This window comes from Cytobacillus sp. IB215665, from assembly GCF_033963835.1.
GTDB lineage: Bacteria > Bacillota > Bacilli > Bacillales > SM2101 > Nanhaiella.
In genome coordinates this window covers 413,036-431,901 of record NZ_JAXBME010000003.1, presented here as the reverse complement: position 1 = coordinate 431,901, position 18,866 = coordinate 413,036, and the positions used below count along the sequence as shown (strand labels likewise).

Annotated in this window: 15 protein-coding genes, 1 pseudogene and 1 riboswitch; of the genes and pseudogenes, 10 read left to right on the top strand and 6 right to left on the bottom strand. The window is 34.4% G+C overall.

Features of this window, described 5'->3' with window-relative positions; genetic code table 11:
* Positions 1-346: 346 nt before the first annotated feature.
* Complete coding sequence (locus SLH52_RS06225) at positions 347-1,042, bottom strand: 5'-methylthioadenosine/adenosylhomocysteine nucleosidase (RefSeq protein ID WP_320208406.1); 696 nt, start codon at positions 1,040-1,042, stop codon at positions 347-349.
* Positions 1,043-1,170: 128 nt separating this feature from the next.
* On the opposite strand from SLH52_RS06225, the gene SLH52_RS06220 reads away from it, so the two are divergent.
* Entirely contained in the window at positions 1,171-1,632 is a 462-nt protein-coding gene (locus SLH52_RS06220; protein ID WP_320208421.1) for a DinB family protein, read from the top strand.
* Positions 1,633-2,298: 666 nt separating this feature from the next.
* Here the strand turns inward: SLH52_RS06220 and aroA are convergent.
* Positions 2,299-3,642 (bottom strand): 3-phosphoshikimate 1-carboxyvinyltransferase, encoded by a 1,344-nt coding sequence (gene aroA, locus SLH52_RS06215; RefSeq protein WP_320208405.1) that lies wholly within the window; start codon positions 3,640-3,642, stop codon positions 2,299-2,301.
* 147 nt (positions 3,643-3,789) lie between these two features.
* Between aroA and SLH52_RS06210 the strand changes: the two genes are divergently transcribed.
* Positions 3,790-4,659 carry a LysR family transcriptional regulator gene (locus SLH52_RS06210; RefSeq protein WP_320208404.1) on the top strand — a complete coding sequence of 290 codons (870 nt, stop codon included), beginning with the start codon at positions 3,790-3,792 and terminating at the stop codon, positions 4,657-4,659.
* Between the two features lie 838 nt (positions 4,660-5,497).
* Positions 5,498-6,796, top strand: a complete 1,299-nt coding sequence (locus SLH52_RS06205) for an S-layer homology domain-containing protein (protein ID WP_320208403.1) — start codon at positions 5,498-5,500, stop codon at positions 6,794-6,796.
* A 72-nt stretch (positions 6,797-6,868) separates the two neighbouring features.
* On the opposite strand, the gene ald is transcribed toward SLH52_RS06205, so the two are convergent.
* Both ald and SLH52_RS06195 read right to left on the bottom strand, forming a co-directional pair.
* Positions 6,869-8,002, bottom strand: a complete 1,134-nt coding sequence (gene ald, locus SLH52_RS06200; protein WP_320208402.1) for an alanine dehydrogenase — start codon at positions 8,000-8,002, stop codon at positions 6,869-6,871.
* A gap of 189 nt (positions 8,003-8,191) precedes the next feature.
* Complete coding sequence (locus tag SLH52_RS06195) at positions 8,192-9,433, bottom strand: PucR family transcriptional regulator (protein ID WP_320208401.1); 1,242 nt, start codon at positions 9,431-9,433, stop codon at positions 8,192-8,194.
* A gap of 186 nt (positions 9,434-9,619) precedes the next feature.
* Between SLH52_RS06195 and SLH52_RS06190 the strand changes: the two genes are divergently transcribed.
* Positions 9,620-10,549, top strand: a complete 930-nt coding sequence (locus tag SLH52_RS06190) for an alpha/beta hydrolase (protein ID WP_320208400.1) — start codon at positions 9,620-9,622, stop codon at positions 10,547-10,549.
* A 328-nt stretch (positions 10,550-10,877) separates the two neighbouring features.
* Here the strand turns inward: SLH52_RS06190 and SLH52_RS06185 are convergent, their stop codons facing one another.
* Both SLH52_RS06185 and SLH52_RS06180 read right to left on the bottom strand, forming a co-directional pair.
* Entirely contained in the window at positions 10,878-11,243 is a 366-nt protein-coding gene (locus SLH52_RS06185) for a VOC family protein (protein WP_320208399.1), read from the bottom strand.
* A 277-nt stretch (positions 11,244-11,520) separates the two neighbouring features.
* Positions 11,521-12,603, bottom strand: coding sequence for an AI-2E family transporter (locus SLH52_RS06180; protein ID WP_320208398.1), 1,083 nt, complete (start codon positions 12,601-12,603; stop codon positions 11,521-11,523).
* A gap of 467 nt (positions 12,604-13,070) precedes the next feature.
* Between SLH52_RS06180 and SLH52_RS06175 the strand changes: the two are divergent.
* From SLH52_RS06175 to SLH52_RS06150, 6 genes and pseudogenes are all read left to right on the top strand, one after another.
* Positions 13,071-13,881: pseudogene (locus tag SLH52_RS06175) on the top strand (class I SAM-dependent methyltransferase).
* Positions 13,882-13,939: 58 nt separating this feature from the next.
* A complete protein-coding gene (locus tag SLH52_RS06170) occupies positions 13,940-14,482 on the top strand; it encodes a hypothetical protein (protein WP_413785492.1) in 543 nt (180 codons plus the stop codon).
* A 45-nt stretch (positions 14,483-14,527) separates the two neighbouring features.
* Positions 14,528-16,090, top strand: coding sequence for a flotillin family protein (locus tag SLH52_RS06165; RefSeq protein ID WP_320208397.1), 1,563 nt, complete (start codon positions 14,528-14,530; stop codon positions 16,088-16,090).
* Positions 16,091-16,664: 574 nt separating this feature from the next.
* On the top strand, positions 16,665-17,468 hold the full coding sequence (locus SLH52_RS06160) for a FixH family protein (protein ID WP_320208396.1): 804 nt from the start codon (positions 16,665-16,667) through the stop codon (positions 17,466-17,468).
* A gap of 179 nt (positions 17,469-17,647) precedes the next feature.
* Positions 17,648-17,854 carry a hypothetical protein gene (locus SLH52_RS06155; RefSeq protein ID WP_320208395.1) on the top strand — a complete coding sequence of 69 codons (207 nt, stop codon included), beginning with the start codon at positions 17,648-17,650 and terminating at the stop codon, positions 17,852-17,854.
* On the top strand, positions 17,835-18,149 hold the full coding sequence (locus tag SLH52_RS06150; RefSeq protein ID WP_214483494.1) for a YbjQ family protein: 315 nt from the start codon (positions 17,835-17,837) through the stop codon (positions 18,147-18,149). The genes SLH52_RS06155 and SLH52_RS06150 overlap by 20 nt, the downstream gene beginning before the upstream one ends.
* Before the next feature lie 369 nt (positions 18,150-18,518).
* Positions 18,519-18,625, top strand: a riboswitch (TPP riboswitch).
* Positions 18,626-18,866 lie beyond the last annotated feature (241 nt).

Genomic DNA, 18,866 nt, shown 5'->3' with positions numbered 1-18,866 from the left:
CGAAGGTGGCTTAATAGCTTGTTTTGTACTCTATTTAAGACAAGGGATGCTCCATCAAATTGTACAATAATTAGTTGGAGAGGTTCACTGAGAGATAGAAAGATGTACAATGCGTCATAATCCCATTTTCTTAGATGAAAATTAGCTTAGTTTTGTTTAAATGTCTGACATTTAAAATTTGACTAATAAATAGGATTTTAACCCTGCTATCATTTTTTTATGTTGTTTTTATTTTGAAAAACAATCAATAAATAACCCACCTATTCAGGTGGGCATAATAATAAATTGGAATGTGATTATTTTAGCCAATGCTAAATTGTAAGTTAAATCAGTATTGTCATGCCAGTTAAATTACTACAGATGATATATTTTTTATCATATTCATTACTATTGTTGAAGACTTTTCTCCTGCAATTTTTTCAAAGGAATCATAAGATAATGAAGCTTGTTCATCAGCATTATCGGATATACATCTAATGATAAGAAATGGGATATCGTTTAAAAAGGCTACATGACCAATTGATGAACCCTCCATTTCTACACAAGCAGGTGAGTATGTATCGATGATTGTTTCTTTTATTTTACTACCTTCAACAAAACATTCTCCGCTAACAATTCGACCTATATGATATGTTGTCGATTTTAGTGAATCACAGGTTGTAATCGCGCAGTCTATTAGTTGTTTATTCGCATAAAATGCTTCTTGGTAAGGGAAAAGATTTTTCATTTGTGAACTTCTCACATCATGATGAGTTACATCTGACGATACAACAATGTCACAAACTTTTATATCATCTCGTAAACTACCAGCCACGCCAGTATTAATTATCGCGTCAATCTCAAACTTATCTATTAAAATCTGTGTACAAGAAGCTGCATTTACTTTGCCTACGCCACAGCGTGTGAGTATAACAGGCTGATGAAAAAGAGTTCCTTCATAAAAAGAAAAGCCTGCAATTTTGTGTTCAAAGAGGATTTCCATTTCATTTTTTATTAGGTCAATCTCAACCTGCATTGCTCCGATTATAGCTATTTTTTTCAATGACTATTCACCTCAGTTTATACTTGACGTATTTACAATATATTAAAGATTGACGTAGGATGCAAAAAATATTTAACTTCATAGATTATAAATTATAGATTGGAGCTATAAGAGTGGAGTCAAATAACATATTTAATTTATTCAAATACAATTGGCAGGTAAGAGATGAATGGTTCAATTGGTGCAAGCAATTAACTGTTGAAGAATTATTATTAGATCGTGTTGGAGGCGTTGGGAGCATTCTTTATACGTTATTTCACATTATCGAAGTTGAGTACAGTTGGATTCGTGCAATTCAAGGTGAAGAGGATAAGGTGATAGAATTTAAAAAATATTATACGCTTGAAAACATTATTTCACTTTCAGATGCTTGTCGCTCTGACATTGAGGGCATTATTGAGAAGAACTCACAATGGTTAGATGATGAACATGTTACCGTGTCGTGGGATAACGAGGAATTTACGAAGATAGAAATTTTAAATCATGTCATTGTTCATGAGATACATCATCTCGGTCAACTATCTGTTTGGGCCAGAGAGCTAAATTTAGTACCTGTTGGCGCACATTACATTGGAAGGGGGCTGAGATAAGCTAGATTTTTCACGGCTACTTAATCAAATCTCACCCCGTTCATTGAACTACTCACCACTTAGCTACGCTTGAAGTGGGAGATTCCTGCGAACACTAGCGTAACTGCAAGTTATTTAGCAGGCTCTACGGGTAGTCCCTACCCTAAAAGCAAAGCTTGTACGTTTACTCACACGCTCCCTACTTTAGCTTGGTTTTCGCAACTTCGGCGAGCGTGGGCGATGGAACGTTGAAGATTTTACGTTGCAGACGAATTCCTACAACAACCTCATATCTTCAGTTTTCAAAGAGCAATCTGTACAAGTATATTCTACCAATAGTTTTGGCTGACACCAACCGACATTCATCTCACACCTACTCATTAGGCTTTGCCCTTCTCATTCCTTGAGGTGAGAGTCTTCTGCCGGAAAAAGATAAAAACGAAAGAACTTTCTGTTCCTAGACTTACTGAATGACTACAGTTGTTTGAGATATTTCCGAACCTTACTATTTAATAATGGCTATTTTCGTAAACTTTTGTTGATTTATTCTCTTAATTTTGACTATCTGATGTAAATTATATAATTTATATAGTTTTTAGAGGAGAAATGGTGCCATATGGGTTTATTTCTATAGCGAAAAACAACTATAAATGTAAAAACAGCCTTTGATAAATACCATTATACGGTCTAGGAAACATCTAATCCTAGCTCTCGTAATAAATCAAAATAAGTTGGACATGTTTTTGAAACACATCCCGGATTATCTATCATTATCCCCTCAACACGAGAACCAATCAGTGATAGAGCCATGGCGACTCTATGGTCATCGTAAGAATGTAATAATGTTGGGGTTGGTTCTCCTGGATAGACAGTTAAACCATCTTCAAATTCTGTCACTTTAATATTTAGTTTTGAAAGAGAAGTACAAATGGCAGTTATTCGATCTGATTCATGATGTCTAATATGAGCTACTTCTTTAATGGTAATTGGTCCGTCAGCAAACGGTGCAATTGCTGCAACGGTTAATGCTTGATCTGACATCTCTTTCATACTTATTTCGAAGCCACCCTTTAACTTCGGTGGTCCTTGTAATTCGATATAATTAGCTCCTTTCGTAACCTTACAGCCCATACGAGCTAATATATCAGTTAATTGAATATCTGGCTGCTTCGTTTGATAATTGATATTTGGTATACGTATTCTGCCGTTAGTTATCGCAGCTAAAGCTAAGAAATAACTTGCTGTAGATACGTCGGGCTCTATATGAATGTGTTGAGCTACATATCTCTTTGGCTCAATTTTTATATGGCTAAGGTTTTTATCATATTGAATTTCTGCACCAAATTCTTTCATTAAATCTAATGTAATATTTACATAGGACTTTTGAACAATGTGATCTAATATTGCTATGTTAACAGTTTCTTTTGCATAAGGTGCTGCTATTAATAAGCCACTAATAAATTGACTTGATAATGCACCTGAAATTGAAATATCTCCTCCTTTCAAGCCTGATCCTTTTACCATTAGAGGATAGTATCCATCTTGTCCCAAGTATTTTATGCTAGCCTCAGTTCGTAATAGCGCATCTATTAATGGCTTTATAGGCCGCTCACTCATTCTTTTGCTAGCATGTATTTCCCAAGATCCTTTATTGGCAATCGCTAACACAGCTGGTAAAAATCTTGCAATGGTGCCAGCAGCGCCGATGTAAAGAGGTTCATTTCTTTCTGACCACGTGCCATTTAATCCTTCGATAGACACTATATCATCATTTATCGAAATACCTACCCCTAAATTACGTAATGTTTCTAGGCACCAATAAGAATCGTCGCTTTTTAGTACACCTGAAATGACAGATTTCCCAGTAGCTAAAGCACTTAAAATCAATGCTCTATTAGTAAAGCTTTTACTACCTGGGATTGTTACTATCCCATTTATGTTACCGATTTTTGGAGAAATCTTTATTACATTTGTGTCTTTTAATGAGGACCAAGGAGATCTAGCCTTCATGTCTATTAATGAGTTCTTCATATTTTGCACTCACCTCATATAATAATATTTTATCTTACACGTATGTCACTTCCCATTTTGTATATTATAATTAACTTCTAGATATAAATATAATTAATGTTATTTATAGCAATCATAGAGGTGATTTATATCATTGAGAATTTAGATTTGTATCGTGTTTTTTATATTACTGCAACAGAAAAAAGTTTTTCACTAGCAGCAAAAAAAATGTTTCTAACACAACCTAGTGTTAGTCATTCAATAAAACAATTAGAGGAGAAGTTAGATACATTGCTGTTTGTAAGGACATCAAAAGGAGTTAGGTTAACAAAAGAAGGGGAAATGTTATTTCATTTTGTAGAGCAAGCCTTTCATTTTATTGAAAAAGGTGAGAAGAAAGTTAATGAGTTAAAAAACTTAATGAGTGGAGAAATAAGTATAGGTAGCAGTGATTCTCTATGTAAACATTATTTACTTCCTCATATTAAAACGTTTACTGAGAAGTATCCACAAGTTCAAATTCAATTAAAACACGGGACGACACCTAACATCATTGAGTTGTTAAAAATAGGGAAAATTGACTTCGGGATTGTCCACTTGCCAATCGAAGATAATCAAGTGGATGTTACTGAGTTCATTAATATCCATAGCTGTTTCGTCGTAAGTTCAAAGTATAAAGAGATATTAAAAACTAAAGTATCATTTAAAGATCTTTCGACTTATCCACTTATTACATTTTCTAAAAACAGTAGTTCTAGGAAGTTTATAGAAGGCTTATTTAAAAAACATGACTTAACTTTTGAACCTGAAATTGAACTGGGGAGTGTAGATTTGCTCATTGAATGTTCCAAAATTGGTCTAGGGGTTGGGTTCGTGACTAAGGAGTTTGTTATGGAAGAGTTAGAACAAAACTTACTTTATGAAGTGAATTTACAGGAAGATATGCCGGTTAGGAAACTTGGCATCGTAACGTTAAAAAATACGCCTATTTCAACCGGCTCTAAAAAATTTATAAAATCGATGAAGTTGAAGGGATAATTAAGAGCAATCATTATAAGAGCATACAATTAAAGTGACAAATGAATGTAGTAGAGGATTGTTTCAACTATCATATAATTACATCGTTTCAGAGTTACTCATGCTATCGATCCTAACGAATTCGTCCTTACAGGGTAACATTAAAATTATGTATTGATGGAGCTAACTACATGGGTGTTAGAGGATGCATAAATCCAAGAGAAGGATGACTCTTTTTTATTAGAGGCATCCTTCTCTTCAAATTTTGCACATGTTAAATAGTTGTAAATTCAATTTGGAGTGCTTGACCATCTGAATATACTCGTAGCCTAAGTCTGTTTCGACTGTTTATGTTACCGAACCTTCTCAACATTCACACTAAACTATAAGGACGTATTTTTTGCGATGACCTAATACTTTTATAAGAGATTTGTAGTGCATATAGAACGATATATTCGTTAAGGGCATCGTAGATGTGCGTGTCACGGCATAAGGCATTTTTGCAACTGTGTAATGAGCAACACCCAGTTTCAAGTTCAAGTATGTTGGATTAGATGATCAACTGTTTAAAAAAACCACCTTAATCGATTGTAACATCACCAATACGTAAACGATTTTTCATCGTAGCAACCATGTCTTCTGTAACTAACTCAAGCGCTTTCGTACCATAGATCAAAACACCCCCATAATTAGATTGGATTCCTATACTGCTTTTGTGAAAATGAATTTGACATTAGAGTTTGTATGCTATTTCCTAAGGAATTCTCAGCATTAACTAAGTGTAATCTTTTATAGCACGTAGCGTATACATGTTAAAGTAAGTTTAGATTAAGAGATAAAAAATTTGAAGGGAGAAAAAATGATCAAATCGTTTAAAAAGAGTTATATTGTATTAATGAGCTTTTTACTCATGTTTGTTGGAGTATTATCTCCAGTATCTGCTGAGGAGTCTCAAGAAACTGTTAATTACATAGCATTGGGAGATTCATTGGCAGCTGGTATTACTCCTAATAAGGAGCTAGGGAATAGTTATGCTGACCTAATTGGTAATCAATTTATTGAAGAAGGTATTATAGACACATTTACGAAAGAATTTAGTTTTCCAGGTTATACTTCACAGGATGTACTAGATAATCTCGAAAATGAATCACTTAAAGAAAAGTTAGCAGAAGCAAATCTTGTTACAATATCTGCTGGTGCGAATGATTTATTACAACTTGTAGAAATTAATACAGATACGAGGGAGATTAGTATAGATCCAGCTGTTGTACCGCCTGCTCTTGCCAGCATTCGTTCAAATATGTCTAATATTATTTCTAAAGTAAATGAGCTAAGCCCTGAAGCTGAGATTTATATTATGGGTTATTATTTTCCTTATCCACATGCTTCGGATGAACAGAAGGCTCAGCTTATAGAACTGAGTAAGACATTAAATGAAACACTTGAATCAATAGTGCAGAATGAAAATGCATTTTTTATACCAGTATTTGATAGCTTTGGGACAGATGCTACACATTTAATTCCTAATCCATTAGACGTACATCCGACTGAAGAAGGGTATCAATTAATGGCTGATGCTTTTTTTGAGTATTATAATTCAGTTGAAGATACACCTCCTAATGCCCCTGAATATGTTGATGTACCAGAAGCTCATTGGGCATATGAAAAGATCATGACATTAGCCAATGCGGGCTTGTTAGTTGGGTTACCTGAAGGTGAGTTTCAGCCTGATAGGGGTGTGACGCGTGCCGAAGCAGCATTTATCCTTGCCAATGCCATTCCACTTACAGAAAATATACCTGCTAACCCTGGGTTTACAGACATTTCAGAAGACCATCCTGCATATTATGCAATCGCCAAACTAACTGAAATGGGGATATTCGTCAAGGCAAATACATTTAATCCTGATGGCACCTTAACAAGGTCACAGATGTCAAAAATCATTACGTTATTGTTTCAGTTAGAAGGAGGTGGTACATCATCGTTTATAGATATTTCGTCTGACCACTGGGCAGCTGATTACATCGACGCACTTGCAACAAACGGTATTGTAGGAGGATATTCAGACGGTACATTTAAACCGAATGGTGATACGACAAGAGCTCAGCTTGCTGTTGTTGTATGTAATACATTACAAGCATTAGATCAATTACCTTAAAACTATTCTTGGCTACTACAAGAGGACGACCTATTAATAAGTCGTCCTCTGTTTTTTTATTAACATCTGTTGTTAAATAGTTGTTAATTCTTTATTGAGTGCTTGATCAACTGAAATGTACTCGTATCCTAAGTCTGTTGCGACTGCTTCATATGTTACTGAACCGTTCGCAACATTCACACCAAGCTTTAAGGACATATTATCTGCGATTGCTTTTCCAACGCCTTTATTAGCGATTTGTAATGCATATGGAACTGTTACATTCGTTAATGCGATCGTAGATGTGCGCGGTACAGCACCAGGCATGTTTGCAACTGCATAGTGGACAACGCCATGTTTCGTATATGTTGGATTATCATGTGTTGTAATATGATCAACTGTTTCAAAAATCCCACCTTGATCAATCGCAACATCAACAATAACAGAACCAGGTTTCATCGTAGCAACCATGTCTTCTGTAACTAGTTTGGGAGCTTTCGCACCAGGGATCAAAACAGCCCCGATAACTAGATCGGATGCCCTTACTGCTTCCGCAATATTTAACGGATTTGACATTAAAGTTTGTATGCTATTTCCGAACAGGTCATCCAATTGGCGAAGACGTTCTGGACTTAAATCAATTATCGTTACATCAGCACCAAGTCCAGCAGCAATTTTTGCCGCATTTGTACCAACTACGCCACCACCTATGACAGTAACTTTTCCGCGTGAAACACCTGGAACTCCACCAAGGAGAATACCTTTTCCGCCTTTCGGTTTTTCTAAGAATTGCGCACCTATTTGTGAGCTCATGCGACCAGCAACCTCACTCATTGGTGTTAATAACGGTAATGTACGATTTACTTCAACTGTTTCATAAGCAATCGCTGTTACTTTTTTATCAACAAGAGCTCGTGCGAGTTCTGGTTCAGCTGCAAGGTGAAGGTATGTGAATAAGATTAAACCTTCGCGAAAGTAATTGTATTCAGATGGCAGTGGTTCTTTGACTTTCATAATCATATCTGCACTGTCCCATACCTTAAGAGCAGAATCAATTATTTGTGCACCAGATGCTTTGTAATCTTCATTTGTGAATCCGCTTCCAACGCCTGCATTCATTTCAACTAATACACTATGCCCAGCATTCGTTAATGCTACAACTCCAGCTGGAGTGATGGCAACACGGTTCTCATTGTTTTTAATCTCCTTAGGTACCCCTATAATCATCCTTTTATCCCCCTTGATAAATGTCACTAAATAACATGATCATATATTTAAGGTTAGTATAAATGTAAAAAAATATTTTTTCTTTGTGTAAAAACAAAAATGTAAAATTGACCATTTGTGGATTTCCACAAATGATATAGGTCTGCCCCTCACTACTTTTAAAACGTTCGAGTATTGAGGGGCAGACCCTTACATTAAGCGGCTTAATTTCATTTCGATATAGAGGGTAAGTTTTTGGTTGGGGTCCTTTAGATTTATACCACCAACCGCTGAAATACGTTTTAATCGGTAAGATAATGTGTTGACGTGAATATGGAGATGTTTTGCTGTTTCATTAATATTCCCGTCAAAATCTAAATAAGCTTCTAATGTCTGAAGTAAATGGTTATTTTGTTGGCGATCATATTCTACAAGCTTGTTTATTGAATGATTCTCAATACCATCCTTACGTTTCTTTTCTAATAAAATATCGAAGTATTGATAGATGCCAATATCCTGGTAACTTAAAATATTATTCATTTCATTAGGATAACGTTCCTTTAGATCAAGTACATTTAACGCTTCTTTATAGCTAGTTTCAACTTTTTCATACTTATCATAGACTTGTCCTGCGCTTCCAATAATATTTGTGACGTTGAAGCGTTCTTTCATTCGTTTTATAAAAAGTTCGATAAAGTTAGTCAGTTCATGTTTTTGCTCGTTGTTCTCTTCTTTAGGTGATGTGAATAATATTAATTTATTATAATCAATAGTGTAAAAAATAATTTTTACCCGTTGTGATGTAGTTAAAATATATGTAATGTTTTTTTCTATATTATGATCAATACTACTTTCAAATTGAAAGACGATGATTGAAAATAATTTAGGAGGATTTAGTTGTAATTGATAGAACTCTTTATCGATTTCATCCTTTGATAACATATGACCAGTTAATAATTTCCAATAAAATTCTTGATAGCCCTCTTTGTTTTGTTGCTTACGAATTTGGAGCTGTAACAGATGATTCTTTGCTAATTGTGCTATTTTTTGTAAATAAACCAAGTCATCTTCAGCTAGGGGATTCTCTACTTCTAATGCCCAAATAAAGCCTAATACTTCTTTGTTTTTGCGAATCGAAATTGCGACACGCGACCCTAAACCGACTTCACTGATACTTTTAACACGCAGCGGTTCGTCCCGTGCTAATAAAGCAGGAATTACACCGTTTTTCCATAGACTGTTAATAATTTTTTCAGGAACTCTTCTTCCAATGATTGTCTTGATTCTTGCAGGGTCTGTTCGTTCATCATGTGTACTATAAGCTATTAATCGGTGGTTAGCATCCTCAATGGTTATAGGGCATTGAAGTACGTCACTTATATGATCAACGAACGATTCCATATCACCTAGTACACCTTTATATGAATGGTTTTTAGAAGAATAACCTGTCATACAATCGCTCCTATTCATAATATTTCTCATTTGATTTCATATGGAAAAGCAGTATGCCTTAAATATAACTAAAGCTAATGAAATATTATGTTATTTGCATATATTTTAATTGATTAGAAGGATTAATTCTATGTGTAGTCAAAATAAAATATAACAAAGTGAAAATTACGCCAAGGGGATGTTATGATGCACGTTGCAACCTTTACTTATTCAGCAACCGATAGTGAGCAGATTTATGCTAAAAAATGGATTCCTGAATTATCCGAGTACCGAAGAGGAATTGTCCAAATTGCACATGGTATGGCAGAACATATCGGTAGGTATGATAAATTTGCTCAAGCACTCGTCAATGAGGGATATATTGTTTATGGTAATGATCATCGAGGTCATGGACATACTGCAAATAATGAAGAGGACATTGGATATTTTGCAGATAGAAACGGCTTTGATTTAGTTGTAGACGACATGTTTCAACTCACTAACCTGATCAAGGAACAGCATGAACAACTGCCAATATTTTTATTTGGTCACAGCATGGGATCGTTTTTATCTAGAAGATTTATACAATTACATGGTGAAGAGATCACCGGTGTAATACTTTCTGGGACAGGCGGAGACCCAGGAATCTTGGGGAAAATTGGGGCGAGATTAGCAAAAAATGAAATGATTAAGAAAGGACGGCGTCATCGTAGCAAGCGGTTAGATAAACTGTCTTTTGGTAGCTATAATAAATCATTTAAACCGAAACGAACTGATTTTGATTGGCTATCACGGAATCAACAAGAAGTAGATAAATATGTCGACGACGCTTTATGTGGTGAAGTATTTACTTCTAGTTTCTTTTATGATTTATTTACAGGCCTTGAGGTCATTCATAAAAGGGAAAATATTTTAAGAATACGAAAAGATTTACCGATATACTTATTTTCGGGTACAAAAGATCCCGTGGGTAATTTTTCGAAAGGTGTATCGAAAGTATATGAAGCGTATAAGGCGGCAGGTATTGAAGACGTTACTTGTAAGTTATATAAAGATGGACGGCACGAAATGTTGAATGAAATAAACCGGGATGAGGTGTATGAAGATATTATTACATGGCTTACAAATCATACTTGAATTAAGTTTTAAGTAGTATCTAAATACCTACTGCAAATAAAGAAGAATACCAAGCTTCTTTACAAGTAGAAAAGGTGTCACGGAACAATGGTTATAAGGGTTTTTTATTACCCTTAGTATGAAAAACACCATTGAATGCGAATACACCTTTAGCAAAAAAAGGTGTATATAGCTAGCTTTGCTTTAATGTTAGCTATCTGCTCTATACGTTTTTCAATCAGGTGGAGTAAGTCTCCACCTGACTTCTTATGTTTCAGCTTTTGGTTAAGAAGCTGGGTTGATGATGAAAAATGACCTTACATTATGAATGCTAATATGTATATCTATATTATTTCTTTTGAATAAGACCTAGACCAATTCCTGTAGGGTCTACTAAATAAGCGAGGTAATACTCATCAAATTCCATCTTATCTCTTACGACCATTGCACCGTTTTCTTTTGCTTTGGAAATAGCATCGTCAATCGCTTCAACTTCAATTTGTATACGTGTTCCGTGAGGATAATCATTTGGGCCTTTTGCAATCCCCCCACTTATTCCTTCATTTGCTTCTTCACTAGTCGAAACAGCGTGATACCCCCATTGTGGTGCAGCAATTTCCCAACCGAATACATTAGCATAAAATGCCTTGGCTTTTTCAGGATCTTGACTATTTAACTCAAATCCAATTACTTTGCCAGTTAGTTTTTTCTTCAAAACCTCACCCCTGTATGAATTCAATAAAGTTTACAGTAGTTCTATAGTGTGTTGGAATTAATAATACCATAAATTTCTAATTTTAAGTTAATTGGGTTTGTTAGTTTTATACTCTTAAAGCATAATTTACTGCTAATTGTACTAAACTAGGTCAGTAAGGTGCTTTTTTGATATGTATAGTAGTTAAAACCAACTATAGATAACATAAATAAGTAGTTCATATTGGAAATGATTAATTATAATCCAACTGAACTACTTAATGTTAAGGTATTTGTTCTTATTTAGATAATCTAGCTTCTACTAAATCTTCAAGCGTAGTTTTTATGACGGCTACAATTGGTACTGCAATGAACATCCCTATTACACCAAATGTACCACCACCGATTATAATAGCTAAAATGATCCATACTGGGCTTAAACCAACCTTATCTCCTAAAATTTTTGGTCCTAAATAGTAACCATCAAATTGCTGAAGTGCAAAGATGAAAATGGCTACCCATAGTGCTTGGATTGGATCACTAAATAATGTAATGATAACAGCTGGTACCATTCCAATAAATGGACCAAAATATGGAATCATATTAGTAATACCTACAATTAAGCTGATTAATAGTGCGTACGGTACATTTAATATTAAAAGACCTATAAAACATAATATTCCTATAATAAGGGAGTCTAACAATTTTCCAACTAGAAACTTTGAGAAAACTTCATCTAAATGACTGAAAAATTGTAGAACAGATTTCGCATAGCGTTCAGAGAGTAATGCTTTAACCAATTTTTTTGCTCCGGCACCAAAAGCCTCTTTGTCTTTTAGCATATAGATCGAAATAATAATTCCTATTAAAATATTGAAAGCTGTGGATGTAAGGGATATTAACCAGTCAGCAAGCTTATTTAAAAACAAACTAGTATATTCTCCAATTTTCAAAAATAGATCATTAGTATATGTATTTACATTTGACGTAATACCGTATTTTTCTAACAGTTCATTCTCAACGATATATTTTGTTATCCATTTGTTTGTATCTTCTATATACTTAGGTAGGTTGCTAATTAGGTTACCTATATTATCAATAATAATTGGCGTTATAAAAGTGAAGATTAAGCCTATAAATGAAAAGAATAACAAATAAACAGTAGTAATACTTATAATGCGGTTTACTTTGAACTTTCCTTCAAAATAATCAACTAGCGCCTTTAATAAATAAGCAATTCCAAAGGCGACAAAAAATGGAGAGAGTAACGATAAAAATGAAGAGACCGTCAGCTTCACCAATTCATAATTATCTACAAATTTCCATAATACTAATGCTGCGAATAAAAACAGCAAATATTGATACCACTTACGATCCTTCAATGCACAAATCTCCCTACAATTATTTTATGTACTTCTATATTAGACTGTTTTATCGCAATAGTCCATTTATCTGCTAAACTACATGTACAAAGTTGTTTTTGCATAAATTGTAACTTTTTACTAAAGTGTAAACACGATTACATTAAGCATTCGTAATATCATTGCTACCATCAAATAAGATGTAAGAATCAAGACTTATCTTACGTTTCGTTTTCAGTTAAATAGAAAAGATCCTTTTATAAACTTAAACAGTGTAAATAATTGAGAATATTTTCGTGCTAATAAATATACTTATTTTACTATTAAAATTCATGCAGTGTTTATTATAAAAATGACAATCGAATACCAGTAAGAAAATGGAACTAAGTTATTAAAGTAACCTAATGTATTCGACTTAAAAAAAGTTAAAGGATTAAAACAGCAACATGACGAATATTATTAAACTTAGTAGAATGGGGGGATACGAAATAAAACAGGATGTAGTTAGTTTCTATAATCAAGTGGCATGGAATGAGAAAGCTTACGAAGCTTGGTCTGCAAGATATGGCACACCGAAAGAGTACGCTTTGCAGTTAAAGAAAAATCCAAAAAATAAAGTATCTCACTACTTAAGATTTATGGGTGATGTAAAAGGTAAAAAGCTAGCAAATTTATTAGGATCTAAAGGTAATAAAGCTGTGTGTTTTGCATTATTAGGCGCTGAAGTAACCGTTGTTGATATTTCAGAAGAAAATAAAAAATATGCAGTAGAGTTGGCACACGAAGCTAATGTGAACATCGAGTACATCGTTTCAGATGTATTAGCAATTCCAGATGAAAAAAAGCTAGCAGAGTACGATTTTATTTTGCTAGAATTAGGAGTGCTGCACTATTTCATTGATATAACCTTTATTTAAGCTTGTCTTCCAATCACTTAAACATGGGGGGAAGTTGATAATTAGAGACTATCACCCAGTCGTATCGAAGTTGATTCAATGAGAAAATAAACTGAAAGCTGCGGGAGATTATTTTCAAGAAGAAGTAATAGACGAAGATGTTGCATATCGGATCTTATTACCTGAAGATCATCGTAATACGTTAAATAAAGTGAAAATTCGCAGGTGGAATATAGGAGAAGTCGTGACAGCTGTCTCACAAGCTGGCTTCATAATAAACTGTTTAGAAGAAGAAAAGGGAATCAAGTGGGCGATGCCATACGATTCAGATGATGGAATTGAAAATAGGATTCCGGGATTATTCACTTTAGTAGCTTCTAAACAAAATATTAAAGAATTTTGAAACTATTCTTGCATAAGATCGTATTATTAATTAGGCAGCCTAAAGAAAGGAGGAAAAAATGATGGAGGTTTTGGGATATCCCTTACAAACTATTTATTTGTATTGTTTAATAGGTGGAGGCATATTAACGGTTATTTATATTTTATTTGGTGATATTCTTGATGGAATATTGGATGTTGATCCCGGAGGATATTTAAATCCATCTTTGTTGTTATCATTTTTCACTATTTTTAGTGCGGCAGGATACTTATTAGAAAGGTTAACTTCCCTTACAAGTATTGTTTCAGCAATTATATCTTTTGTTACGGCTCTTGTTTGTTCAATTATTTTGCATTTATTTGTTTTTGTACCATTAAAGTCAGCTGAAAGTTCAATTACTATATCTGAAGACGATTTAAAGGGGAGAATTGGTAAAGTTATTATTTCAATTCCAAAAGGTGGCTATGGGGAGGTAATTTTGGAAGGTAAGAGTGGCAATATTGCAAAATCTGCACAGAGCTTTGATGAACAGCCGATTGCTTCTGAACAACAAGTCATTATCATTGATGTCAAATCCGGTGTATTACAAGTAGCACCTTATGAGGAAAATTATGAGTTTTAAAAATAAATTTATTGTAAGATAGAGAATAATAGAGGAGGAGATAAAATGAGTGGTCTTAGCACAATATTTATCGTAATAGGAGTTGTAGTGTTATTAATTCTTGCTTTAATTGCTGTATTTGTTAGCAGATACAGAACAGTTGGCCCAGATGAAGCACTAATCGTTACTGGAAGCTACTTAGGGAGCAAAAATGTTAATGTCGATGAAGGTGGCAATAAAATAAAAATAGTCCGTGGTGGAGGTACATTTGTATTACCAGTATTCCAACAATCCGAACCGCTAAGTTTGTTATCTAGTAAACTAGATGTGCAAACACCTGAAGTATATACAGAACAAGGTGTTCCTGTTATGGCAGATGGTACAGCGATTATTAAGATTGGAAGCACAATTGGCGAAATTGCAACAGCAGCAGAGCAGTTTCTTGGGAAAACAAAGGATGCACTTCAAAATGAAGCGCGAGAAGTATTAGAAGGACATCTTCGTTCTATACTAGGATCAATGACTGTAGAAGAAATTTATAAGAATCGGGAAAAATTCTCTCAAGAGGTACAACGGGTAGCATCTCAAGACTTAGCAAAAATGGGTTTAGTTATCGTATCATTTACGATTAAAGATGTGCGCGATAAAAACGGCTACTTAGAATCATTAGGTAAACCTCGTATTGCACAAGTAAAACGTGATGCTGACATCGCGACGGCAGAAGCAGACAAAGAAACACGCATTAAGCGTGCTGAAGCGGATAAAGATGCTCAGAAAGCTGAATTAGAACGTGCAACAGAAATTGCTGAAGCAGAAAAAGAAAATCAAATGAATATTGCTGATTACCGTAGAGAGCAGGATATTGCGAAAGCACGAGCTGACCAAGCGTATCATTTAGAGGAAGCACGTGCTAGACAGGAAGTTACAGAACAACAAATGCAAATTAGAATTATAGAGCGCCAAAAGCAAATTGAGCTTGAAGAAAAAGAAATTACACGTCGAGAAAAGCAATATGATTCTGAGGTGAAAAAGAAAGCAGATGCTGATCGCTATGCTGTTGAGCAGTCAGCAGAAGCGGAAAAAGCTCAACAAATTGCACAAGCAGATGCACAAAAGTACCGTATTGAAGCGATGGCTAGAGCGGAAGCGGAAAAAGTACGAATTGACGGTGTTGCAAAAGCAGATGCAGAACGTGCACAAGGGGAAGCAGAAGCGGAAGTTACACGTCTTAAAGGTCTTGCAGAAGCAGAAGCGAAACAAAAAATTGCTGAAGCATTTGAGTTGTACGGCCAAGCAGCAACACTTGATATGATTATTAGCATGCTTCCACAATATGCGAAGGAAGTTGCAAGTCCATTATCAAATATTGATAAAATCACTGTCGTTGACACAGGTAGTGGAGAAAATGGTGGTGCCAACAAAGTAACAGGCTATGCTACAGATTTGATGTCAACACTACAGGAATCCCTAAAGGCTTCTTCTGGCATCGATGTCAAAGACTTAATTGAGAATTTCTCAGGAAAAGGAAATATAAAAAATAGTTTAGACGAATTAAAAGAAGAATTTGTAAAAGAGCCTATTTTGGTTGAAGGAAAGTCGAAAGATCTAGTGACAAGTGAACAACAATAATATTGATTTGACAGACAAATAAATAATTATAAAAAAAGGAAATTGACATATTATCAACGGTATGTCAATTTCTTTTTTGTCGTGTGTTTATGAATGAGTACATCATGAATCGTTTGTTACATATATACAGAAACTTAACTAGTTGTTCTCACTCTAAAGCAACAGAATTAATATGAACATTTAGAAAAAGTAAATAGATAAGCTGGCTTCTTTATAACAACTTTTGATATAAAGGTAATTTTGAAAGAAAACTATTACAAGTTAACGATCGACTATTTTGTCATCATCAATCTATACTTTGTGTTCAAAATCATGCGTTTGAAGATGTTGTATACTGTTGTCATCGTTTTGTAGAAAAAATACTACTAACTTTAGTTGGAAACTTGTTTATTTCTATGGACGAAACACGACCATCAAAGTTTAAACAAATTCTATTTGTGAAAAAAGAAATACATTTGCGTTAATTTCACAGATCTAACACAATTTTATTGTAAAATGACTGTTAGATATTTTTTACATAATAAAATTGGTAATAATGGACTTATCAATGATAGAAGGGGAGATAAATTAAATAATGAAGAAGTTACTTGTAATGGTTTTAATGTTAATCATTGGGTTAGTTGGTTGCTCTAAAACAGAAGAACCACCTGTACAATTGGAATTGATTGAGGTAGTAATTCAAACGAAGCCAGATATAATTAATCCACAGGATGAAGTTGAAATATCCGCAACAGTAACACAAGGAGAAGGTTTTGTTAATGATGCTGATAGTGTGACTTTTGAAATTAAAAAAATGGGTGAAGAGGAATCAGAGGAAGTAGAAGGAAAGCTCAAAGGAGACGGGGTTTATTTTATTAACAAAACCTTTGCAGAAGCAGGTGTTTATGCTGTTACAGCACACGTTACAGCAAGAGGATTACATACAATGCCCACAGAAGATATAACAGTCGGTTCTGCTGATGTTCAGCAAGAGAGTGAAAGCGTAATGAATAATGACTCAAATGAGAGTATGGATATGAAAGATGAAGATAGTCATGAGAACATGGAAAGTGAATCTAGCGAGCATGAAGAAGCAAATCATGGGGAAGGGCTCAAAATTCATTTTATGTCAATGGATAATGTGAAATTAAATACTGAAGTAGCATTAATCGCTCACCTCCAGGTAGATAATAGCTCATTATCTAAAGCTGAGGTTCAGTTTGAAGTTTGGCAGGACGGACAGGAAAAGCATGATTATATTGACGCTATTGAAGGCAATGCAGGAGAATATAAGGTGCTAAAAACCTTTGAAAAAATCGGTGAATATAATGTGACTGTCCATATGAAAAAAGATGAGCTCCATGACCATATAGAAGAAACAATTCAAGTAATAGAATAACACGTTGAGTAGGCTATAAACGAATGGTTTGTAGCCTTTTCTATTCCCAACTATTTCACCGCTTTAAAACATTGGGGGATTGACACTAAAAATTTATTTGAACTTTTTTATAGGTTTGTGCGTACTATGTTTGATTAGTATTTTATTTGGAGTTTATGGGCTATGAGGTGGTGAACAATTTGATTACAAAAACAAAGTATGTGTTAGTTTTCATTATTGTTTGTTTTCAACTTCTCGGATATGTCTACCTATTTATCAATGTGAAAATAGCTCTACTTCTTTTAGGTAGCGCGTTTGTAATTTTTTTGTTGTTATTCATTTTGTTATTTATTGACCGTTTAAAAGAGAAGAAGGAGGAAGATCAAGATGATCTTAGTAACTACTGATTTTGTCCCAGGGAAAGAGATTAAACAATTAATAGGATTTGTTAGAGGAAATACTGTGCAAACGAAGCACATTGGTAAAGATATCATGGCAGGGCTTAAGACACTTGTTGGAGGAGAAATTAAAGAATATACAGAAGTCATGGATGAGGCTCGGCAGCGAGCGATTAGCAGGATGGTAGAAGATGCGAAAAGTAAAGGGGCGAATGCCATTATATGTTTACGCTTAGAAACCTCTAATGTGATGACAGGTGCATCTGAAATCATAGCATTTGGAACAGCTGTAGTAGTTGAATAGTTTGTTTATTTCGTGAAATATGTTGCTTTTACTATATTAGCACAGTTTCATCAGGGTTTATGAATCTCCTTCGTTATAAAGAGAATTAGGTGCTATGATATTCCTTTTGTGAAAAAGCAGTTATTCAATTAACTGTTGCTTTTCTTAAAATGATCTAAACACAAATATAACTAAATTTCAGGGTATCTCTTTTTCTCGAAAGACTATAAAAAATTCTATACGTTTTAAAAAGCTGAGAGTCATGTTATTCACTTAACTGTCATATATATTAATTGAGAAATCTAGTACATGTGTTATACTATGAAAAGGAATAACTAAAGGCTCTCTTCGGAAACTTTGTAGTGAACTATGAGACAGCCTAACTAAATATATTAACACTAGGGGAGTCTGATTGAAGACTGAGATGGAATCTTGTTTCCAGACCCTTTGAACCTGATCTGGCTGACACCAGCGTAGGGAAGTGGACAACATGTGATAATGACTTTGTCTTCATGCTTAATTTATGAATTAGGTATGAGACATATTATTCATGAATTGGATTAATAACGTCAAATATTCATGCATTCGATACATGTAAACCCACTCTTACGCAAGAGTGGGTTTTTTAGTTGCTTATGTTTATGACTGTTGAAGGCTACATGTACATTTCAATATTGTTATTTTCTTATTTGACGATCGCGTCTTTTGAGATAGGGCACTAATTATAGTATATGGGTA